This is a genomic window from Siphonobacter sp. (assembly GCF_048595215.1).
Classification (GTDB): domain Bacteria; phylum Bacteroidota; class Bacteroidia; order Cytophagales; family Spirosomataceae; genus Siphonobacter.
Genome location: NZ_JBMDWJ010000216.1, coordinates 16,493 through 37,002 on the forward strand (window position 1 = coordinate 16,493; position 20,510 = coordinate 37,002).

The window sequence follows — 20,510 nt, forward strand, 5'->3', positions numbered from 1 at the left end:
GACGTCCAAACGTTTAAAATGGCTTGCGGTTTCGGCTTTATTCGTATCGCAGGGCTTCAATTGGGTCGAGGCGGGAGGCTTTCCAAGCGGGATAAAATCCGGAGAGTAAACCGACGATGACACAGACGACAATACCAATGATCATCCAACCCCAGGGAACAATGAAACTGGCAGTACCCTGACTGATCAGTTGTGAGACCACGTTACCAAATACCAGAGCCAGTACCAGTCCGGCCAGTCCACCCAGTACGCAGATGACAATGGCTTCAATTAAAAACTGCTGACGAATGCGTTTGGGCGTTGCTCCAAGCGATTTACGTATACCAATTTCCTGGGTACGTTCGGTAACCGATACCAGCATAATGTTCATTAGGGCAATACTGGCACCCAGCAAGGTAATAAAGCCAATCCCAACACCGCCCAGGGTCAGTTGCTCGTTGATTTCCTTGAAATTCTGGGATACAGCATCAGCCCGTTCGACCTGAAAGGAATCTTCCTGCGTAATGGCATCTTTCCGGATGAGTCGCATCAGGCCTCGGGCTTCGTCCATGAGCAGCTCCACCCGGTTCAGGCCCGGTACGCTGGTGGTGATGCCAAAGGACAAACTGCGAGTACCTGCCAATTGGCGAGCCGTTTCAATGGGAATAAACACCTGACGATCGTCCCCGCCACCGGTGAGATTACCCTTTCGTTCCAGCAAACCGACAATCCTGAATTTCGAACCGAGTACACTAATTTCTTTTCCGACCGGCTTGGTCGTCCCAAACAAATTCGTGGCAATCTCCGCTCCCAGAATGGCTACATTGGTTGAGTTAGAAATATCGTTCGCCGAAAAATTACGTCCATCCTGAATCTTGTAACTCTTCACCGCAAAGAAATTTTCATCCACGCCCGTAACCGACACGTTTGGATTACTCTTCTTGCTTTCATACTTGATTTGGGCGGTTCCCGTAACTATGGTCGATAGGGATACCGTGGCACCAAAACCAAAGCGTTGCTTGTACTCCTGGGCTTCCCGGTACAGAATAGGGCCAAACACTTTTCGACGGCGTCCACCGATCCGAATGCCCATTTCTTCCCCCTCCGTTATATCAAACGTGTTCGCTCCCAGTCCGGCAAAGCTATTATCAATACTACTTTGAATGCCATCAATCGCCGTCAGGATTCCTACCAAACTACTGATTCCAACGGCAATGATGAGCGAGGTCAGTACGGTCCGGAGCAAATTAGTCCGAATCGAACGCAGGCCTTCGCGTATGTTCTCAAGAAAATCCATGAATTAATGGTAAGTAATCGCGTTGAAGTTCCTCGTACTGGTCCGCAATTTTAGCAATGTTGATTCTGAAAAAATTGATTAAATTGAGGATTCAACTTTTCATCAATCATCCTGTTTTGGACGATTAAAATTTCACTAAACAGATCAATACGGCTGATACTAACGTTACTTTCAAACTACTGATCAAAGTTCGTGGCTGTTTTTGAAAATTACTGCACCAATGAAACGACTAATCCTTCCGTTTATCCTTTTCCTGCTGGTTTGCGGTTCAGTACGGGCCTCTCAAATCCTGATTCCGATGGACGAGTCCCAGAAAAATCACCTGAAAGCCTATGGACTGACCTATTGGGTTCTGAAAAGCTACGAAACGGAAGTAGAGTGGCTCCTAAACTACCGAGGCGGCAGTTTCCTGTTTCCCGAAAACCAGAAATTTCAGAATGAACTGGTCATTCGGGGCATTTCCTACGAAGTCATTTCGGACGGACAGGCTCAGCAGATCCGGCAGGAACTGCAGCAGCCCGACGTGAATATGGACGTTGTCAAACTACAGAAAGCTCCAAAAATTGCCGTATACAGTCCAAAGGTTAGTCAGCCCTGGGACGACGCCGTAACGCTGGTACTGACTTATGCTGAAATTCCTTACGAGACGGTTTACGACGACGAGGTCATGAGCGGAAAATTGCCGACCTACGACTGGCTACACCTGCACCACGAAGATTTTACGGGCCAGATGGGCAAATTCTGGCAGCACCGGAATTACCCCTACTACCAAACCCAGAAACGGGAAGGTCAGCAAACCGCCAGTAAGTACGGCTTACAAACGATTCCTCAACTGAAATTTAACGTAGCTAAAAAGATTCAGGAATTTGTATCCGGTGGGGGCTATATGTTTGCCATGTGTAACGCTACGGATACCTACGATGTGGCTTTGGCTGCTAATGGAGTCGATTTTGTGGATGCATTTTATGATGGTACACCGGCGGACCCGAACATCAACCAGAAACTGGATTTTTCTCAAACGTTCGCATTTAAGGATTTTAAAGTGATCCTGGACCCGTACCAGATTGAATTTTCAACCATCGATAGTCAGCCCGATGAACGCCGCCTGATGGAATCGAACGATTACTTCCAGTTGTTTCAGTTCTCCGCCAAATGGGACGCGGTACCCACGATGCTTACGCAAAACCACGAAACGACCATCAAAGGATTCATGGGCCAAACGACGGCTTTCAAGAAAGAATTTATTAAACCCGAAGTACAGGTCCTGGGCGAAAATCGTTCGGTTGGCGAGGCTCGCTACATCCACGGTACGTACGGCAAAGGGTTTTGGACCTTTTACGGCGGTCACGATCCGGAGGATTACCGGCACGAAGTGGGCGAAGAACCCACGGACTTGAACCTCCATCCGACTTCACCCGGCTATCGACTCATTTTGAATAACATTCTGTTCCCGGCGGCCAAGAAGAAAAAGATGAAAACCTAGTCGTCTGGCACAAAAAAGGTACGGATGCTCACCGTACCTTTTTTTTGTGCTATTCTTTCCCTACTATTTCTCCCGACCAAACCAGGCTTTCACATCGTGCTGGGCTTCGAATTTGGCCTGTTGTGCCTTAGGTAATTTTGCGAAGAAATCGATCCCCGTTTTCTTTTCCACTTCATCAATCGAGGTGGTAAAATCCTGCATATTGACGTTTACCCAACCTTTATTCCCAATCAGAAACGCAATAGCTTCCTCCCGCTTCGGATCATAAATGAGCTTGTAGTAATATTCCGGTACGGCGATGTCGGTACTCTTGCCAATAGTCGGCAATCCTTTGCGTAGTACGGGTCCCGTTACAATCACTAGATCACCACGTTTCTTCGTCCAGCTGCGTACCCGTTGCTCGATATGGCTCCAGATACCCGTATTGAAGTCATGGGCCTGCGGCGACATATTACTCATGTAAAAGCTTTCATTTTTCAGCTTCTGATCGTAGTTGAAATCTCCCGCCGGAGCCAGATGTCCACGATCGTAACCCGTATTGGTGTAATCGTTCGGCAAAGCCGTTTTCGTTTCCACCAGCGGATCGGGCTGAAAACTATCCGCCCGGCGGGCATTTCCTTTCTTATTCAACAGAAAATGAACCACCCACGCGGCTTGTTCGTACGATTCCTCGTAATCAAGAATGTAGCCTCTCCGGCGAATAATCTGGGCGTTTTTGTCGTAAGCGGGCAGGTAGTCCTCCAGGCTTCCCAAAGAAGTAGAAGCCGAACCCGTATTCTCCTGGCTGTCGCTGGCTTCTGAATCATAGGACTCATCCGACGAGCGTTTCCGACGAGCGGCTCTTTCTTCGTTTGACTCAGCCGTAGAAGAACGTCTGGGTTTCTTAATGCCGACCAGCTCGTATAAATCCGCCTTGATCATTTCGAGCGGATGCGGCTTATTACAATACCTCAGAACCAGACCGATTCCGATTAAAAACAAAAGAAAAACAAGGCGATTATTACGCATCCCTCTGGTACGTGGCATCATGAATGGGTAAAAAGTGTAATTAAAAACGACGCAAAGATGAGTTGATTTTATGGGGTTCGAGTAAAAATAAGAGATAAAATGCAGGCAAGTTTTTTTAGTCAGGGCTCGTACTATCTTCGCAGAAACCCTTTACTCCATTCTATGACGCTCGAAGCCATTCAGGAGGCCAGTCAGGCCATCCGCAATCAATTCCCTGATTTTCATCCCAAGGTAGGGATCATTTTAGGTACGGGCCTGGGCCATCTGGCCAGTGAAGTTCAGGTTCTGGGAGCGATCCCTTATGATCAGATTCCGCACTTTCCTTTGTCCACTGTCGAGTCGCATTCGGGTAAGCTACTACTAGGTACGCTGGCGGGTCAATCCGTCGTTTGTTTACAGGGACGCTTTCATTATTACGAGGGGTATTCCATGCAGCAGGTTACCTTTCCGGTTCGGGTAATGCACGCCCTGGGCATTCGGCATTTGCTCGTTTCCAATGCGGCGGGTGGCTTGAACCCGGCCTTCCGTACCAGCGATCTGATGATCATCGACGACCACATCGCTCTGTTCTTACCCGAAAGTCCGTTGCGGGGTTTCAACCCACCGGAGTTTGGTCCCCGTTTCCCGGATATGAGTGCTCCTTACGATGCCGCGTGGATTCAGCAGGCGAAAACGATTCTCAATGACCTCGGCCTGCCGCCGCATGCGGGTGTGTATACCAGCGTACAGGGACCGCAACTCGAAAGCAAAGCCGAGTACCGTCTGTTGCGTCAACTGGGATCGGATGCCGTGGGTATGAGTACCGTACCCGAAGTACTGGTGGCCCGACAGATGGGCATGCGGGTATTCGCCTGCTCCGTAATCACGGATTTGTGTATTCCGGAAACGTTGAAAGAAGCCAAACTCTCCGAAATACTGGCCGCCGCGGCGAAAGCAGAACCGCATTTGAGTCAGCTTTTCAAACGGTTGATTGAACAGATGGACTGATTTGCAAAAATTAAGGTTTTGTCATTCCAACGCTGGTGGTTTGGATGGGGTCATTTGTAGACTGGAAAAGTTCTGTAGCCCAGTAAGCTCGCCTATACGTTAGAAACGCTCACGCAAGCTTTTTAAAGGGACAAACTTTAAGCCGGACTTCTGTACTCAACCATACAAACCTTTTTACGCATGAAAAACTGGTTCGGATTACTGATCTTATCTATCCTGTTTCTGGGTTGCCAATCCAAGGAGAATTTACCGAAAGAAACATATACCATATTACCTAATCATTACATCGATCTTTGGGGGCCCGATACCCTCCGGGGTAGCTCGTTTTTTATCCTTGAGAAAGCTCCTACCTACGTAGCGTATTACAACGCTGACGATTACGATTTAAAGAATTGCTACGATTGTGGTTCTCCGGTTATTGCTTTTGAATTTGATCCGAGTCTTTTGTCCTTTCGTTATAGTACCACCCGTGAGTTAAAAGCTGCTAAGGTTATTTCAGGTTGGAATGGCGGGATCAGTGGTCCCCGCGGATTTCGGGTTCAAACTGGCACCATCACCGGCCAAAAGCAAGGTCCCCATCAATGGATCATTTCTATGGATCTGCCTGCGGATTCATCTATTTACTTCAAAGGTTTCAAGAAAACGGCTGTATATAAGGTACGGTAATATCGCGTATAGAGGCTTAAAAAGTAAGTGGAGTCCCGCTCATCCGAACACTCTGTGTATATTTGACTCAAAGCCTTTGGCTTTCGTCTTATATCTCTAGCCTCTATGAACCGAAGAACTTTTCTGGAAAGCACGTCCAAAGCTTCCCTGGCCTTCTCGGCTACGCCCCTGCTTTCGTCCTTTATCCGTACCGAAAAGTACAAGACTGCTCTCATCGGCTCGGGCTGGTGGGGGATGAATATTCTGCGTTGTGCCGTTCAGGCGGGGCAGTCGAAAGTGGTAGCTCTGTGCGATGTCGATACACGGCAGATTAAATCCGCCCAGCAGGAACTCAGCAAACTGACCAGCGATCAGCCCAAGGTCTACCGCGATTACCGCGAAATGCTGGCGAAGGAAAAACCAGAAATTGTGATTGTCGCCACCCCTGACCACTGGCATCCGCTGTGCTGCATTGCGGCGATCGAATCCGGGGCTCACGTGTACGTGGAGAAACCTATCGGACATACGCTAATGGAGGGCCGGGCGATGATTAATGCCGCCCGTAAGCACAACCGTATCGTACAGGTGGGTACGCACCGGCGGGTTTCGCCGCACAACGTTTCCGGAATGGATTTTCTGAAATCCGGTAAGGCCGGCAAGGTGGGTATGGTACGGGCCTTCGTGCATTACGGCGGTGGTCCCGGCGAGAAAACGCCCGCCCAGGAGCCGCCGAAAGAACTCGACTGGGATTTCTGGTGCGGACCCGCCCCACTCGGCGAGTATCACGCCAGTATGCATCCGAAAGGGTTCCGGTTACACCTCGATTACGCCAACGGACAATTGGGCGACTGGGGTATCCACTGGCTCGACCAGATTCTTTGGTGGAGCGAAGATCCCTTCCCCAAACAGGTGTACTCCACGGGAGGCCGGGCCATTCGTCGCGACGACACCAATGCTCCCGATCATCAGGTAGCCGTCTGGAAATTTGATGATTTTACGGTGGAATGGGAACACCGCCTCTTCGCCGGTAACGAAGCCGAAAAGGCCAATGTAGGCTGCTATTTCTACGGTACGGAAGGCACCTTCCACATGGGCTGGACAGATGGCTGGACGTTTTATCCATCGAACAAAAACAAGCCCGTCATCCATCAGGACCCTTCCCTCGATTTACCCGATCAGCAGAATATTGCCGGACTCTGGCGTAATTTCCTCGATTGTATTTCCACGGGTAAACGTCCCGTTTGCGACATCGAAATCGGGCATCGCTCTACCAATATGGCCCTACTCGGTATGCTTTCCTATAAACTAGGCCGCAGTATCAACTGGGACGGCCAGAAAGAACTCGTCCTCAACGACGACGAAGCCAATAAACTACTCCGCCGCGATTACCGGGGGCAGTGGCAGTATCCTTCGGTTTAGTTGAGGGTTTTTAGTTGTTGGTTGTTTGTAGGGAGTCTTCGGTAGGCGTTAGCATTGTAAGCCTCAATAGCCCCCCTACAAATAACCAACCATTCCTATCGGTACAAGACCACTCACCAACAACTAAAAACCATCCACCAACAACTAAAATCACATTTCCCACTCATCTATCCAGCGTTGCAGGGCTCCTTTCAGTTCGCGTAAAGCGTGAAAGTCTTTCGCCTGCTCGGCCTGATGAATGCCTGCTTCATAAATCGCTTTGGCTTTGTCTTCCTCACCCGCCTCGGCCCAGAATTGTCCGGCATGGTAATACGTGGGAACGTATCCAGGGAAATCCCGTACTAATTTATCGTACCCCTCGCCTGCTTTCTGAGGGTCGGACTTCTGGTATTCGAGCGTTAAGGCATACCAGTTAAAGGGATCATTCGGTTCTTCTTCACAAAACGCCAATAATTGTTCGAGTCGATTCATACAATCTTTCTTATAAATTAGTATGCTTGCATACGTTTATTCAAAAACAATTTTAACTTCGCATTCGATAGAATCGTGTTTGTTTCCTATCAAAACCTCTTTTATTACAAATAAGCTATGAAAATTCTGGTTTGTCTCAGTATCGTTCCGGATACGACAGCGAAAATATCGTTCACCGACGGTGACACCAAGCTGAATAAAACCGGCGTTCAATTTATTGCCGGACCTTACGACGATTACGCCCTGAGCCGGGCCGTTGATTTAAAAGAACAACTAGGCGGTACGGTAACCGTACTTAATGTAGGCGATGCCGACGGCGAACCCATCATTCGGAAGGCTCTCGCGGTTGGAGCCGACGACGCCATCCGCGTAAATGCCGAACCCCGGGACGCCTATTTTGTGGCTGAACAAATTGCCGCCATCGCCCAGCGTGAATCTTATGATCTGATTCTTATGGGTCGCGAATCCATTGATTTCAACGGTGGTCAGGTACACGGCATTGTCGGCGAAATGCTGGGTTTGCCCTCCTATTCGCCCGTCATGAAACTGGAAATTACGGGCAATACAGCCCAGCTTACCCGCGAGATTGAAGGTGGTAAGGAAATGCTGGAAGCTCCCCTCCCGCTGGTACTCGGTTGTCAGGAGCCGATTGCCGAATGGAAAATTCCCAATATGCGGGGCATTATGACGGCCCGTACCAAACCCCTCAACGTAGTGGAGCCCACGGGTCAGGATTCCCTGACGCAGGCCACCCGTTTCGAACTACCCCCAGCCAAAGGAGCCGTAAAAATGATTCCGGCGGCAGAAGCCGAAACGCTCATTACCTTACTTCGTACGGAAGCGAAGGTGCTGTAATTGGTTTTTTGGTTGATTGTTATTGGTTGTTCGTTGGAGTATTCGGTTTAGACGATCTTAATTACTTACAGTGATGTCATGTTCAATAGGCTGCAAGACCAGGAACTACTATTCTCCACCAGTGAATACCCAAATGGTTATCCATCAACAACTAAAAATCAACAACAACCAACTAAACCTATCCTAAACGCTAAATATTCATCCCTATGTCCGTCCTCATTTTTGCTGAACTAGATCAGGGCGAGGTCAAAGTGGCCTCCCTGGAAGCGTTATACTACGGGGCTAACGTAGCCCAGCAATTGCAGACCACAGCTACGGCTCTGGTCATTGGTACCACATCAGCAGACTTAGCTTCGCTGGGTCAGTATGGCGTTACGAAAGTGCTGCACGTCAGCGATGAAAAGCTCAATGCAGCGAATGCCCTGGCGTATGCCAGTGTACTGGCCGCTGCCGTCGAGGCCGAACAGGCGGCCGTCATTGTCATTGCTAAATCGTCGTTAGGAGATACGCTGGCGGCTCGTTCGGCGGGTAAACTCAAAGCGGGGTTGGTATCAAACGTTACCGAATTCCCCGACACGAGTAATGGATTCTGGGTAAAACATAGCATTTACACGGGGAAAGCCTTTGCCATTACCGAAATGCGGGAGGGCCGAAAAATCCTGACGCTTAAGAAAAACGTCGTTTCCCCCGAATTAAGTCAGGCTACGGCCAGCGTCGAAAAGTTTAGCCCTTCGGTTCCGGAAACTGATTTTGTAGCTAAAGTCATTCAAACCGAAAAGGCAACCGGTGAGATTTCGCTTTCGGATGCGGACATTATCGTTTCCGGAGGTCGCGGGATGAAAGGGCCCGAGCATTGGAAACCCCTCGAAGAATTAGCCGAAGCTTTGCATGCAGCAACCGGCTGTTCCAAACCGGTATCTGATCTGGACTGGCGGCCGCACCACGAGCATATTGGGCAAACGGGTCTGAAAGTCAGCCCGAACGTCTACATTGCCTGCGGTATTTCCGGAGCCATCCAGCACCTGGCCGGGGTCAATGGTTCGAAAGTAATTGTCGTGATTAATAAGGATCCGGAAGCCCCTTTCTTCAAAGCTGCCGATTATGGCATCGTGGGTGACGTTTTTGACATACTCCCCCGCCTGACAAAAGCGGCCCGAGAACAATTGGTATAGTCTTTTCGTTAGCATTCTGGTAGTCCTTTTAGGGCTTTGTCGGGTAATAAGGCTCGTCCGGTTTCCAAAACTCGACGGGTCTTCTTACTTTTGCCTACCTTTCTAAATAGAGGTCGTATACCAGTGGAAAAAATCAAGTTAGAGATTTTAGGTCTTTCTCCGAGTCAGTCACAGACCGGATCATTTGCGTTGATATTGGGCGAAGAATTCGGAAACCGCCGATTACCCATCATCATCGGTATGTTTGAAGCTCAGGCGATCGCCATAGAAATTGAGAAAATTACGCCTAACCGACCCATGACGCACGATTTGTTCAAGTCGTTTGCTCAGGGCTTTCACTATAAAGTCACGGAAATTGTCATTTCGGATTTGCGGGAAGGTATTTTCTTTGCTCAGATTGTTTGCACCGATGGACTGAAAGAACGCGTAATCGACGCCCGCCCTTCGGATGCCATTGCCATTGGCCTGCGATTCAACGTTCCCATTTATACCTTCGAAAACTTACTGTCAGAAGCGGGCATCGTAGCCAACGAAGGCAGTAGCACTGAACGTTCTTCTGAATCAGCGGCTCCTTCCAGTACCGGTAGCAGCAAATCTAAGCCCTTCCCCGATCAACTGAAGGATAACTCCATGGAAGATTTGCAGCGTATGCTTGATCAGGCCCTCAGCAACGAGGAGTACGAAAAAGCCGCTCAGATTCGGGATGAAATCAGTCGGCGTAACTAATAGCAGTAAAGGATACTTTCTTTATGCTTCGCGGGTTCCGTTAAAAACCCTTAAATTCTCTGTTTCGCTGCTCTTCGTATTCGGAAAGCTCTATTTTTGTACTGATTGTTTCGTATGGCCACTACTCAACGACGAAAGAAATACTTACCCAATCTGACCGTTACTGTCAGTCTCACGATTGCCCTGTTTCTAATGGGCTTATGTGGTTTATTGACGGTGATGGGACGAAAGTTGTCAGAGGTAGTCAAGCAGAATATCGAAGTTCAGGTATACCTGAATAAGGATCTGACCAATGATCAGGCGGAACAAATTCGGCGAACCATCGTGGCAAAGCCTTACGTAGCTACCCGCGAGGGAAAACCTCAGGTAACGTACGTTTCCAAGGAAGAAGCCGCTGAAAAGTTTATTAAAGATACGGGCGAAAACTTCAAGGATTTCCTCGGCGAAAACCCACTACGGGACGGCGTTTTTATCAAAATTCAGGAAGATTACTTTTCTGAAGCCGGCCTGAAACAAATCAAGCAGGACCTGCAGAAAATTCCGGGGGTATTTGAAGCTACCTACGTAGAGAACTTTGTTGAAGATGTGAATAAAAACATCACCAAAATCTACCTCGTACTCTCCGTCTTTGTGGTTTTATTGCTGATTATCATTGTCGTACTTGTCAATAATACCATTAAATTAGCCTTGTATTCTCAGCGTTTTACCATTCGCAGTATGCAGTTGGTTGGGGCTACCAACGGATTTATCCGGAAGCCCTTTCTGTACCGAGGCATCGTCCAGGGGCTGTTAAGTGCCCTTTTTGCCTGCGGCTTACTGGCGGTCATTGTCAATCTGGGTTTCAAATACATTGATGGCATTTACCTACTCCTGGGTGACTGGAAAAAGCTAGCTACCTTAGCCGTATCACTAGCCTTTATAGGAATGCTCATTGGCTTTATCAGTACCTTTCAATCGGTGGAACGGTATTTACGTTCTTCCGTAGATCGGTTGTATTGAGTGATTTTTCATACGTCTGGCCCGCGTGGCTCATAACTAATTTTAACTTATGGCAACAGAAACGAAAGTAGCTCCCAGTGTGAATCCTTACACGACTCCCGCTACGCCCGTAAGCCCCGCTCAGGCCATGCCTTTTCACCGGAGCAATTACCTGTGGATGATCATTGGCGTAGTGACCATTCTGGTCGGCTTTTTGATCATGAATATGGATAAAGAGCCTTTTGGTTTTGGTTTTATGGGCCTGACCCTCGGGCCTCTGGTTGTAGTAGTCGGTTATATCATTGAGTTTTACGCTATTCTGCAGAAACCTAAAGCTTAAGTTTTTCTTAGAATTAACTTTCCAGTACTAGGAGCCCAGTGTTCCTAGTACTTTTCTTTAGTATCTTTCCGCCCTTTCCCATCAATCAACCTGTTCATGTCCATTCTTCACGCCATTATTCTGGCCATTATTGAAGGTCTTACTGAATTTCTTCCCATTTCTTCAACCGGACACATGATTCTGTACTCTTCCTTCGCCGGAATTGCTTCAGAGCCGTTCGTGAAACTCTTTACCGTAGCCATTCAGTTTGGGGCCATTTTATCGGTACTGGTGTTGTATATCAAGCGTTTTTTCCGGAGTATTCAATTTTATATCAAGCTTTTCGTCGCCTTTATTCCCGCGGCCGTATTTGGACTTTTACTGAGTGATGTCATTGACAGCCTACTAGAAAGTGCCATGGGGGTAGCCGTTTCCTTACTCATTGGTGGGATCATTCTGCTGTTCGTGGACAAATGGTTTGATCGGCCCCGCATCGATGATTCGGAAGATATTGATCTTTGGAATGCTTTTAAAATTGGTCTTTTCCAGTGTATCGCCATGATTCCGGGCGTATCCCGTTCGGGGGCCTCCATCGTGGGCGGTATGAGTCAGGGCATTAGTCGGAAAGCCGCCGCCGAGTTTTCATTTTTTCTGGCAGTACCTACCATGTTTGCCGCTACCGGTAAGAAAATGCTGGATTATTTCATGGATGGCAATACCCTGACCACCGAACAGTGGCAGTTATTTGCCATCGGAAACGTGGTTGCCTTTATCGTCGCCATGCTGGCCATTCGCTTTTTCATTAGCTTTTTAACGAAGTACGGCTTTAAAGTTTTCGGCTGGTACCGAATCATTATGGGATTAATCATCATTGGCTTACTGCTGAGCGGTATGCAAATGGAAGTAGTGTAACAATGACGAATGAACCAACAGAACCGGTTGCTGATCCCGGCGAAGTCCTATTGATTGATAAGCCTCTGGGCTGGACTTCCTTTGCGGTCGTGAAGAAGCTGAAGTGGGCAGCCCAATACAAGAAAATCGGTCACGCCGGTACACTCGATCCCCTGGCTACGGGCCTGCTGATCTGCTGTACTGGAAAAATGACCAAACAGATTGAAAGCTATCAGGCGGCCGAAAAAGAATATACGGGTACGTTTGTGCTGGGCAAAACCACGCCTTCGGTGGATTTAGAAACACCATTCGACGCGGAATATCCCATTGAACACATTACAGCCCAGATCCTGGAATCGGCTCAGCAGGCATTGACCGGAGCCATTTCCCAAACCCCTCCGATCTTTTCTGCGGTTAAAGTGGATGGGAAACGAGCTTATGAGCTGGCTCGTAGCGGACAGGAAGCAGAAATTAAATCCAAAATTATTACTGTATCGACCTTTGAAATTGATCAGAGCCGATTTCCTGAACTGGATTTTCGGATTGTCTGTTCCAAAGGCACGTATATCCGTAGCCTGGTCCGGGATTTCGGCGTACTCTGTCAGTCTGGAGCATATTTAAAAAGTCTGCGTCGTACCCGCATCGGGGATTTCAACGTCGCGGACGCGGTCTCCCTCGAGCAGTTCGTGGAGACGCACCGCCCCGGTAGCACGTTGTACGAACCCCGCATCAGACCCCTTTAGAATCTATGCAAGTACATCATGGGATTGAGCACTTTCGGAGACTTTCGAACGCCGTAGTGACAAGTGGGACATTCGATGGCGTGCATCTGGGCCATCAGAAAATATTACAGCGATTGATCGAGTCAGCCCGACAGTCGCAGGGCGAATCGGTGGTCCTTACGTTCTGGCCCCATCCCCGCACGGTCGTTGCGGCCGACAGTGCCGATCTGAAGTTGCTGAATACGCTCGAAGAGAAGATTGAATCGCTGGCGGCGTCGGGTATCGATCACTTAGTCGTGATTCCCTTTAATCGGGATTTTTCGCTACTCACCTCGGACCAATTCATTCGTAACATCCTCATTGATACCATCGGTACCAAACGTCTCGTCATTGGGTACGACCACCGCTTTGGGCGGAATCGCGAAGGGGGTTTCGACTACTTACAGGCTCACGCTCATGACTACGGATTTACGGTCGAGGAAATCCCTAGCCAGGATGTGGAGCACTTGGCCGTTAGTTCAACTCGCATTCGACAGGCCTTGCTCACAGGCGACGTAAGTACCGCCGCCAACTTCCTGGGACGCCCCTATACGCTAAGCGGTACGGTTGTTAAAGGGCGGCAGCTGGGTAGGCAACTGGGCTATCCCACGGCCAATCTGGAATTACCCGAATCCTATAAACTAGTACCCGCGGATGGTGTATATGCCGTTCGCGTACGCTGGAGAAACGACTGGTACGGCGGCATGCTCAGCATCGGTACAAATCCAACCGTAGAAGGAACGATTCGAACAATCGAGGTGAATATTTTCGATTTTGATCAGGAAATTTACGGGGAAAAGCTTACGCTTGAATTCGTAGCCTGGTTACGGGGGCAGGTGAAGTACGAAGGCCTGGAACCCCTCATTACTCAAATCGGACAGGATAAGGTTGATTCGCTGGCGATTTTACACACCCATTCCTATACCAAGTAAGGTTTAAAAGACGACGCCGTAACGCTATCTTTACACTCAGATTTCAAAAGCCAATCGCCCGAACGTTCCTAACGTTCGGGCGATTGGCTTTTTTGCTAGTATTGAATGGCTTAAGTCTACTAGTCTACCAGCTTTACGTAACTACCCAGCCACTTGATTTCGGATTGGATCTGCCGAAAAATCTTTTGCACCTTGTCGTCTTTCGCGTGTCCTTCGAATTCCATCAGGAACCAGAAGCCAAATCGATCACCCTGCCGACTGGGATGACTCGCCAGTTTCGTTAGGTTGATGTCGTACACCTCAAACTCCCGCAGGAATCGGGAAAGCGTACCCGATTTATCTGAATTCGGGAACTGTACAATTACCGTCGTTTTATCATTTCCCGAAGGCATGGTATCGAATTCTTTGGCCAGAATCAAAAAACGGGTACGGTTGACGATAGAATCCTGGATGTTATTAAACAAAACGGGTACGCCATAAATCTTTCCGGCAATATCCGAGCAGATCGCAGCGGCGTAAGGATCTTCCGATGCCATTTTGGCAGCTTTGGATGTTGATTCCACCGGGATAATCTCTACTGAATACCCGCTGAAATAGTCATCTAGGAATCGCTTACACTGCCGGAACCCAATATCCTTGGAATAAATCCGCTGAATTTCGCTCAGCTTTTCGGCCTTCGTAGCGAATGCAAAGTGAATCGGCTTAACGATTTCGGCCGCAATACGCACGTCTTTTTCGTTGAGGTTATCAACGGTTTCAAAGACTAAGCCTTCCTGATTGTTTTCAATGGGAACGATGCCAAATTTCGCCCGTCCCGTCTCTACGGATTCGAATACGGAACGAATCGTGGGCAGAGCATCATACTCACTCATGGCCCCGAAGCGGGATTCGGCGGCCTGGTGGGTAAAACTTCCTTCGGGACCCAGGTACGCAATTCGCTCGGGTAATTCGATATTACGAGCAACGGCAAAAATTTCCTGGAAAATGGCTTCGATGGCATCCGAACGCAGCAAGCCATCGGATTGATGGGCCAGCCGGTCTACAATAGCCTTCTCCCGCTCGGGGCGGTAAATCAGGGCCTGCGATGATCGTTTGAGTTCACCAACCTGCTGCACAACGTTCATCCGGGCATTCATCAGAACCAGCAACTGATTGTCGATGGCATCAATCTGATTCCGTAATTCTTCTAAAGTCACAGTACATGAGGGTTTATTCGGTCTTACTTCAAGCCACGTAGCTTCCGGGAAATGTCAAGCTGCCGTTTCGTTAGGATTTTTTCCTTGAACAAATTCGTCCAGGGTTTCCGATACGTTGCCGGATCGTATTTAACCGCTCGCATCGTATAGCGTAACCGCGGCCAGAACTTCGTCTCGAAATCTACGGTATCGGGCAATAACCAGTAAAATTCGGCCATCGTTTTCTTAAACCGTTCCGAAAACTGGTAGCCGGTTTCGCGGTCCAGATGTTCGTACATGTTAATACGGTTCAATAAAAAGTGAGCTTCCCAGCGGTGATCAGTATTGCTTTGTCCCCCGCTATGCTTGCGGTATACGGACATCACTTCATCCATATAACCAGCCGGGCCGCGTTGCGTCATCAGAATATTCAGGGGAATATCGCCACTCTTCGATTCTACCATCCAGGCGGGTAGCTTAGGTAGAAACGTTTTCCGCAGGACGATACTGGCCGTAGCCATAAACCAGGTCTCTTTATTACCGATGAGGTCATCGACCGTTACGACCTTCTTCTGCGTATGGTCATTGAGCAGGTACGCCGGGGCACTCCCATCCTGGTAACGAACTTCCGCGTTATGGAAACTCATCGAAAACTGCGGGTGCTGATCCAGAAATTCTACCTGTTTCTGCAGCTTCAGCGGATTGATCCAGAAGTCGTCTCCTTCGCACAGAGCCAAGTATTCGCCCTGACAGGCATCGTACGTATCAATAAAATTGTAGATCGCTCCGCGATTGGTCTGATTCAGTAACAGCCGGATTTTATCCGGATAGCGTTGCTGATATTCCTTTAATACCTCCTGCGTATTGTCTTTGGAGGCATCGTCGCCTACTACGATTTCAAACTCAAAGTTGGTTTTCTGAGCTAAGAAACTATCCAGAGCCTCCGCAATAAAAGGGCCATGGTTGTAGGTGATGCAATAAACACTAAGCTTGGGCTTCATAGAAAAAAAGTCATGAGTAAACAGAATCAGCGACTCTGAAACTCATTGCGAAGAAGGCTCATACCCATCACATCCGTAAACTGACCATTCTTGAACAAGGCCTTTCGGTACAGACCTTCCTGCTGAAAACCGAAGGATTCGTATAAGCGAATGGCCCGATCATTCTCGGGAAGTACGGTCAGATAGATCCGATGCAAATTCAAATCATTGAATCCATGACGAAGGATCTCCTCCGTAGCCAATCGTCCAATGCCTTTCGACTGATGATTTTTTTCACCAATCATAATGCTGTACTCCGCCTGCTGGTTAACCCGGTCTATTTGGGTTAACTGAACGGTACCTATCAACGTGGCGTCGTCCACAATGGCCAGTCGTACGGCCTGATCACGGTGCTGCTGATAATAAGCAAACCAGTTCCGGTCGGCCTCCAGGCCAATGTACCGAAACTGGTTTGTTAGATACTGCATTACCTCCGGATCGTTTCGCCAGCGATTGATGGACGGAACGTCTTCGATGATGATTTCTCTGAACTGAATCATTATTTATTTTCAGCCACTACGTACACACTGCTGCACAGATCTGGATATACCATACCCAGTTGGAAACAGCCTTCCATGTATTTGTCATCGATGATACCCGCTTCGAGGGCTTTATCCAATTGGAAGTTTGCCAAGCCTTTGAAGAAGATACCACCCCGGTGTACGACGCTTAAGCCCGCTTCCAGTACATCTTTTTCCAGGGTATCCAGTGAGTACGTAATGCGGTGACCGTGCTTCACGTCAGCGGGCGTCAATGCGGCATTGTGCGTCAGGAAGCCCATTTTCACGGCAATCTGACGAGAGCCTGCGTTGGCGTTAGGTACAATCAGGAACAAACGTCCCGTAGGAGTCAGGAACTGACGTACACGAGCCATGATTTCAACCGGATTAATCAGGTGTTCCAGTACGTGCATGATAAAAATGGCATCGTACTTCTCATCCGATTCAAATGTTTCAAAAAGTCCGTTGATGAACTTTACTTTATCGCCTACCCGACCTTTGGTAATTGCCAGAAACTCCTCAGCGGCGTCTACTACCGTCAGATCATCGAAACGCTTGGCAAGAATGCTGGTAAACTCGCCGTACATGCAACCCAATTCCAAGGCCTTTCCTTCCCGCATGAATGGTTCCAGGGTACGCATCATATAATGACGCATCCGGCGGTCAAATTCATAATCGTCGTAATCGGCAGTGATTTTATTCAGGTTTTCGTACTCAGCCTGCAGCGTCTGATCCATAATCGTTGGTTGAATTGTTTAAATGAGAAACCCTTTCCAGCAGTTGCTGGAAAGGGATTGGGTTTATTTTACTTCCGTATGTTGATCCGTCGGTCTTTCCAGGAAAGGTACTTACGGATGATTCACTTCTGAATTGGCCTGCAATTTAATGCAATTAACCTTGTCCTGGAATATATAAACGTTTTTCTGGTACCTGATACCACTCATCCAGGTCGGCAGGTACGCGGGAGTTATAGCCCAGCAACTGTTTCACCAGCGGTGAGAAGGTAGCCGTACGCTCGTAGCCAAAGTAGCGTGAGTAGTCAAACTGAGGTTTGAAGAAAGGCTTAGTAAACATCGGCGTCAAACCACGACGAATCTGATCGGTCTGGTTCGTACCGGCCGCGTGCCATACGTTCGAGTTGAACAAAACGATACTACCTTTTTTCGCTACCGCCTGTTCAGCTACCGCGAAGAATTGTTCATCCGTAGGCTTTTCGGCGTATTTATGGGAGCCGCTCATGAACCAGGTCGCTCCGTTTTCGGGCGTAAAGTCGTCGAGCATCACCAGCATATTCAGCATCAGATGCAAATCGCCGCTCCAGGTACGAATATCGCGGTGCACATTTCCTACGTACGAAGAAGTTTCGGCTTTAAAGTTCATAACCCCCCCGAACGAGTTAAGGATGTATGGACCGTTATCGAAATAAGCCGTCATGTACTCGTGCAGAGGCATCTGCTCAAGGAACTTCATGAACGCACCTTCAAAAACTACCAAATGGTGCGAGGTTCCGGCCGTGCGGTTTACAACGCCATTTTTAATCTGAATCTGACGGCACTCTTCCGTCGCTATATCCTGAGCTTTGATGAGCTCTTCACGGAAGTCATCTTCCAGTACTTCATTAAAAATTACCCAGCCCTTGGTGTCCATTTCTGACCGAAAGGTGTCCAGGTCCATAAGCTTGGGTTCTGTAGCTAATGCATTGTCCATGACAGATTGGATTTGGTTTTCGCAAAGATAAACGGGATCAATTGTTGAAGGGGTGCCACAAAGTCATCCCATTAAAAAATAATTATCAGTTTTTTAATGACCTGCTGAGTATAAAGACTCTGCTTCGGCCGGTTCCTAGTACCAATCTCCGCGAATTTTAGCTCGTTCATGCTTGCTACTAAACTTGAATGCAATGCGGTTTGTTTCGGAAAAACAAAAACGCCTGATGAGGAGGTTCTCATCAGGCGTTGAACATCGGTTAGGCTACTTCCAATATTTCCTCGACATCATCTTTTTCGATAATGAGATTATCAATGATGAACCGCTGACGGTCGGGCGTGTTTTTACCCATGTAATAGCTCAACAGTTTCGGAATCGTCGATTCTTTTTCCAGGATCACAGGTTCCAAACGCATGTCTTCGCCAATGAACTTGCCAAATTCATCGGGAGAAATTTCACCTAGGCCTTTAAATCGGGTGATTTCCACCTTACGTCCATTCGTAGAAAGCCGGGCTATCGCTTTCTGCTTCTCGTCTTCCGAGTAACAGTAAATGGTATCCTCGTGCTTTTTCGGATTCCGTACCCGGAACAAGGGCGTTTCCAAAATGTACAGGTGACCATTCCGTACAATGTCAGGGAAGAATTGCAGGAAGAATGTCAGCAGCAACAAGCGGATGTGCATCCCATCTACGTCGGCATCGGTAGCAATGACGATTCGGTTGAAGCGAAGCGTATCCAGACCGGCTTCGATGTCTAACGCGTGTTGCAGCAGATTAAACTCTTCGTTCTCGTACACAATCTTCTTAGTCAATCCGAAGCAGTTCAGCGGCTTTCCGCGAAGACTGAATACGGCCTGTGTCTGTACATTTCGGGACTTCGTAATGGAACCCGATGCAGAATCCCCCTCCGTAATGAACAGGGTCGTTTCCAGACGATCTTCGGCTTTGGCATCCGGCAGGTGAATGCGGCAGTCGCGTAGTTTCTTGTTATGAACGCTAGCTTTTTTAGCCCGGTCGTTCGCTAGCTTTTTGATTCCGGCAATTTCCTTCCGTTCGCGTTCCGACTGCTCGATGCGTTTTTTCATCGCCTCGGCAACCGCCGGATTTTTATGGAGGAAGTTGTCTAATTCCGTTTTCAAAAAGTCAACGACGTGTCCGCGTACGGTTGGCGAACTGGTATCCGGCGACATATTCGTCGAACCCAGTTTGGTTTTCGTCTGCGATTCGAATACGGGTTCCTGTACCCGCAGGGAGACGGCCGCGGAGATACTGGCCCGGATGTCTTCGGGAGCGTAATCTTTCTTGAAAAATTCGCGGGCAGTCTTGACTACGGCTTCTTTAAAAGCCGCCAGGTGCGTACCTCCCATGGTCGTATTCTGACCGTTGACAAACGAATAATATTCCTCGCCGTACTGATTGCCGTGCGTCATGGCAATCTCAATGTCATTTCCTTTCAGGTGAATGATGGGATAACGAATACTATCTGGATCCGTCTTACGTTCGAGCAAATCCAGCAGGCCCCGCTGGGCTATGTACTTTTGGCCGTTAAACTGGATCGTAAGCCCAGCATTGAGGTACGCATAGTTCCAGATCTGGTTTTCCAGATACTGCGGAATGAAGTGGTAATTTTTAAATACCGTATTATCCGGCTCAAACACTACGTGCGTACCGTTGCGTTCCTTGGTTTCAATCGTTCCTTTGGACTGACGGACGAGTTCACCCTTCGAAAACTCAGCCCACTTCGCCTGACCATCCCGTACCGACTGGACCCGGAAAAAGGCCGAAAGAGCGTTCACGGCTTTCGTACCAACCCCGTTCAATCCTACTGATTTCTGGAAGGCTCCGGAATCGTATTTACCACCCGTATTAATTTTAGAAACCACGTCGACAACCTTCCCCAATGGAATGCCCCGACCGTAGTCACGTACTTCCACACGGTGTTCGGCAATTTTCACTTCAATGGTTTTGCCAAATCCCATGACGTGTTCGTCAATACAGTTGTCAATGACTTCTTTTACAAGTACGTAAATCCCGTCATCCGCCGAAGAACCATCTCCCAGCTTCCCAATATACATCCCCGGACGCAGACGAATATGCTCTTTCCAGTCCAGCGAACGAATGCTATCTTCGGTGTAATCTGTTAATTTTTGTTCTGCCATGAGTCAA

The 20,510-nt window shown here is 48.5% G+C and carries 21 protein-coding genes; 12 read left to right on the plus strand and 9 right to left on the minus strand.

Features of this window, described 5'->3' with window-relative positions:
* Positions 1-37: 37 nt before the first annotated feature.
* Positions 38-1,276 carry an ABC transporter permease gene (locus tag ACOJTG_RS13350; RefSeq protein ID WP_420154272.1) on the minus strand — a complete coding sequence of 413 codons (1,239 nt, stop codon included), beginning with the start codon at positions 1,274-1,276 and terminating at the stop codon, positions 38-40.
* A 220-nt stretch (positions 1,277-1,496) separates the two neighbouring features.
* Here ACOJTG_RS13350 and ACOJTG_RS13355 point away from each other — a divergent pair, with 220 nt between their 5' ends.
* Complete coding sequence (locus ACOJTG_RS13355) at positions 1,497-2,759, plus strand: asparagine synthetase B (protein ID WP_420154273.1); 1,263 nt, start codon at positions 1,497-1,499, stop codon at positions 2,757-2,759.
* A 63-nt stretch (positions 2,760-2,822) separates the two neighbouring features.
* Here ACOJTG_RS13355 and ACOJTG_RS13360 read toward each other — a convergent pair whose 3' ends face one another.
* Positions 2,823-3,788 carry a DNA/RNA non-specific endonuclease gene (locus ACOJTG_RS13360; RefSeq protein ID WP_420154274.1) on the minus strand — a complete coding sequence of 322 codons (966 nt, stop codon included), beginning with the start codon at positions 3,786-3,788 and terminating at the stop codon, positions 2,823-2,825.
* 141 nt (positions 3,789-3,929) lie between these two features.
* Here ACOJTG_RS13360 and ACOJTG_RS13365 point away from each other — a divergent pair, with 141 nt between their 5' ends.
* The 3 genes from ACOJTG_RS13365 (at position 3,930) to ACOJTG_RS13375 (ending at position 6,818) form a co-directional block, all read left to right on the plus strand.
* A complete protein-coding gene (locus ACOJTG_RS13365; protein ID WP_420154275.1) occupies positions 3,930-4,754 on the plus strand; it encodes a purine-nucleoside phosphorylase in 825 nt (274 codons plus the stop codon).
* 180 nt (positions 4,755-4,934) lie between these two features.
* A complete protein-coding gene (locus ACOJTG_RS13370) occupies positions 4,935-5,420 on the plus strand; it encodes a hypothetical protein (protein ID WP_420154276.1) in 486 nt (161 codons plus the stop codon).
* A gap of 105 nt (positions 5,421-5,525) precedes the next feature.
* Positions 5,526-6,818, plus strand: coding sequence for a Gfo/Idh/MocA family protein (locus ACOJTG_RS13375; protein ID WP_420154277.1), 1,293 nt, complete (start codon positions 5,526-5,528; stop codon positions 6,816-6,818).
* A 150-nt stretch (positions 6,819-6,968) separates the two neighbouring features.
* On the opposite strand, the gene ACOJTG_RS13380 is transcribed toward ACOJTG_RS13375, so the two are convergent.
* The gene (locus ACOJTG_RS13380; protein WP_420154278.1) at positions 6,969-7,289 is read right to left on the minus strand and encodes a tetratricopeptide repeat protein; all 321 of its coding nucleotides are present in this window, start codon (positions 7,287-7,289) and stop codon (positions 6,969-6,971) included.
* Positions 7,290-7,406: 117 nt separating this feature from the next.
* Between ACOJTG_RS13380 and ACOJTG_RS13385 the strand changes: the two genes are divergently transcribed.
* From ACOJTG_RS13385 to ACOJTG_RS13420, 8 genes are all read left to right on the plus strand, one after another.
* Complete coding sequence (locus tag ACOJTG_RS13385; RefSeq protein WP_420154279.1) at positions 7,407-8,144, plus strand: electron transfer flavoprotein subunit beta/FixA family protein; 738 nt, start codon at positions 7,407-7,409, stop codon at positions 8,142-8,144.
* 206 nt (positions 8,145-8,350) lie between these two features.
* Positions 8,351-9,316, plus strand: coding sequence for an electron transfer flavoprotein subunit alpha/FixB family protein (locus ACOJTG_RS13390; protein WP_420154280.1), 966 nt, complete (start codon positions 8,351-8,353; stop codon positions 9,314-9,316).
* A gap of 123 nt (positions 9,317-9,439) precedes the next feature.
* On the plus strand, positions 9,440-10,042 hold the full coding sequence (locus ACOJTG_RS13395) for a bifunctional nuclease domain-containing protein (RefSeq protein WP_420154281.1): 603 nt from the start codon (positions 9,440-9,442) through the stop codon (positions 10,040-10,042).
* A 114-nt stretch (positions 10,043-10,156) separates the two neighbouring features.
* Positions 10,157-11,041 (plus strand): cell division protein FtsX, encoded by an 885-nt coding sequence (locus tag ACOJTG_RS13400; RefSeq protein ID WP_420154282.1) that lies wholly within the window; start codon positions 10,157-10,159, stop codon positions 11,039-11,041.
* A 49-nt stretch (positions 11,042-11,090) separates the two neighbouring features.
* Positions 11,091-11,360 carry a DUF3098 domain-containing protein gene (locus tag ACOJTG_RS13405; RefSeq protein ID WP_420154283.1) on the plus strand — a complete coding sequence of 90 codons (270 nt, stop codon included), beginning with the start codon at positions 11,091-11,093 and terminating at the stop codon, positions 11,358-11,360.
* Between the two features lie 96 nt (positions 11,361-11,456).
* Entirely contained in the window at positions 11,457-12,251 is a 795-nt protein-coding gene (locus tag ACOJTG_RS13410) for an undecaprenyl-diphosphate phosphatase (RefSeq protein ID WP_420154284.1), read from the plus strand.
* 2 nt (positions 12,252-12,253) lie between these two features.
* Positions 12,254-12,973 carry a tRNA pseudouridine(55) synthase TruB gene (gene truB / locus ACOJTG_RS13415; protein ID WP_420154285.1) on the plus strand — a complete coding sequence of 240 codons (720 nt, stop codon included), beginning with the start codon at positions 12,254-12,256 and terminating at the stop codon, positions 12,971-12,973.
* A 5-nt stretch (positions 12,974-12,978) separates the two neighbouring features.
* The gene (locus tag ACOJTG_RS13420) at positions 12,979-13,923 is read left to right on the plus strand and encodes a bifunctional riboflavin kinase/FAD synthetase (protein WP_420154286.1); all 945 of its coding nucleotides are present in this window, start codon (positions 12,979-12,981) and stop codon (positions 13,921-13,923) included.
* 119 nt (positions 13,924-14,042) lie between these two features.
* On the opposite strand, the gene pheA is transcribed toward ACOJTG_RS13420, so the two are convergent.
* The 6 genes from pheA to ACOJTG_RS13450 form a co-directional block, all read right to left on the minus strand.
* Positions 14,043-15,119 carry a chorismate mutase gene (gene pheA / locus ACOJTG_RS13425; RefSeq protein WP_176454351.1) on the minus strand — a complete coding sequence of 359 codons (1,077 nt, stop codon included), beginning with the start codon at positions 15,117-15,119 and terminating at the stop codon, positions 14,043-14,045.
* Positions 15,120-15,142: 23 nt separating this feature from the next.
* Positions 15,143-16,099 carry a glycosyltransferase family 2 protein gene (locus tag ACOJTG_RS13430; protein WP_420154287.1) on the minus strand — a complete coding sequence of 319 codons (957 nt, stop codon included), beginning with the start codon at positions 16,097-16,099 and terminating at the stop codon, positions 15,143-15,145.
* Positions 16,100-16,125: 26 nt separating this feature from the next.
* Entirely contained in the window at positions 16,126-16,638 is a 513-nt protein-coding gene (locus tag ACOJTG_RS13435; RefSeq protein WP_102202397.1) for a GNAT family N-acetyltransferase, read from the minus strand.
* A complete protein-coding gene (locus tag ACOJTG_RS13440) occupies positions 16,638-17,375 on the minus strand; it encodes a class I SAM-dependent methyltransferase (RefSeq protein WP_102202396.1) in 738 nt (245 codons plus the stop codon). The genes ACOJTG_RS13435 and ACOJTG_RS13440 overlap by 1 nt, the downstream gene beginning before the upstream one ends.
* A 154-nt stretch (positions 17,376-17,529) precedes the next feature.
* Positions 17,530-18,345 carry a phytanoyl-CoA dioxygenase family protein gene (locus ACOJTG_RS13445; protein WP_420154288.1) on the minus strand — a complete coding sequence of 272 codons (816 nt, stop codon included), beginning with the start codon at positions 18,343-18,345 and terminating at the stop codon, positions 17,530-17,532.
* Positions 18,346-18,604: 259 nt separating this feature from the next.
* Positions 18,605-20,503: a DNA topoisomerase IV subunit B gene (locus tag ACOJTG_RS13450; RefSeq protein ID WP_420154289.1), complete on the minus strand. Its 1,899-nt coding sequence runs from the start codon at positions 20,501-20,503 to the stop codon at positions 18,605-18,607.
* Between the last annotated feature and the right edge of the window lie 7 nt (positions 20,504-20,510).

What these genes read in the sequence shown, in the direction of transcription:
- ACOJTG_RS13360 (WP_420154274.1), bottom strand. Translation starts at nt 3,788, where the DNA reads ATGATGCCACGTACCAGAGGGATGCGTAATAATCGCCTTGTTTTTCTT.
- ACOJTG_RS13350 (WP_420154272.1), bottom strand. Translation starts at nt 1,276, where the DNA reads ATGGATTTTCTTGAGAACATACGCGAAGGCCTGCGTTCGATTCGGACT.
- ACOJTG_RS13450 (WP_420154289.1), bottom strand. Translation starts at nt 20,503, where the DNA reads ATGGCAGAACAAAAATTAACAGATTACACCGAAGATAGCATTCGTTCG.
- truB (WP_420154285.1), top strand. Translation starts at nt 12,254, where the DNA reads ATGACGAATGAACCAACAGAACCGGTTGCTGATCCCGGCGAAGTCCTA.
- ACOJTG_RS13370 (WP_420154276.1), top strand. Translation starts at nt 4,935, where the DNA reads ATGAAAAACTGGTTCGGATTACTGATCTTATCTATCCTGTTTCTGGGT.
- ACOJTG_RS13400 (WP_420154282.1), top strand. Translation starts at nt 10,157, where the DNA reads ATGGCCACTACTCAACGACGAAAGAAATACTTACCCAATCTGACCGTT.
- ACOJTG_RS13420 (WP_420154286.1), top strand. Translation starts at nt 12,979, where the DNA reads ATGCAAGTACATCATGGGATTGAGCACTTTCGGAGACTTTCGAACGCC.
- ACOJTG_RS13365 (WP_420154275.1), top strand. Translation starts at nt 3,930, where the DNA reads ATGACGCTCGAAGCCATTCAGGAGGCCAGTCAGGCCATCCGCAATCAA.
- ACOJTG_RS13445 (WP_420154288.1), bottom strand. Translation starts at nt 18,345, where the DNA reads ATGGACAATGCATTAGCTACAGAACCCAAGCTTATGGACCTGGACACC.
- ACOJTG_RS13410 (WP_420154284.1), top strand. Translation starts at nt 11,457, where the DNA reads ATGTCCATTCTTCACGCCATTATTCTGGCCATTATTGAAGGTCTTACT.
- ACOJTG_RS13435 (WP_102202397.1), bottom strand. Translation starts at nt 16,638, where the DNA reads ATGATTCAGTTCAGAGAAATCATCATCGAAGACGTTCCGTCCATCAAT.
- ACOJTG_RS13390 (WP_420154280.1), top strand. Translation starts at nt 8,351, where the DNA reads ATGTCCGTCCTCATTTTTGCTGAACTAGATCAGGGCGAGGTCAAAGTG.
- ACOJTG_RS13440 (WP_102202396.1), bottom strand. Translation starts at nt 17,375, where the DNA reads ATGGATCAGACGCTGCAGGCTGAGTACGAAAACCTGAATAAAATCACT.
- ACOJTG_RS13375 (WP_420154277.1), top strand. Translation starts at nt 5,526, where the DNA reads ATGAACCGAAGAACTTTTCTGGAAAGCACGTCCAAAGCTTCCCTGGCC.
- ACOJTG_RS13380 (WP_420154278.1), bottom strand. Translation starts at nt 7,289, where the DNA reads ATGAATCGACTCGAACAATTATTGGCGTTTTGTGAAGAAGAACCGAAT.
- ACOJTG_RS13355 (WP_420154273.1), top strand. Translation starts at nt 1,497, where the DNA reads ATGAAACGACTAATCCTTCCGTTTATCCTTTTCCTGCTGGTTTGCGGT.
- ACOJTG_RS13405 (WP_420154283.1), top strand. Translation starts at nt 11,091, where the DNA reads ATGGCAACAGAAACGAAAGTAGCTCCCAGTGTGAATCCTTACACGACT.
- ACOJTG_RS13385 (WP_420154279.1), top strand. Translation starts at nt 7,407, where the DNA reads ATGAAAATTCTGGTTTGTCTCAGTATCGTTCCGGATACGACAGCGAAA.
- ACOJTG_RS13430 (WP_420154287.1), bottom strand. Translation starts at nt 16,099, where the DNA reads ATGAAGCCCAAGCTTAGTGTTTATTGCATCACCTACAACCATGGCCCT.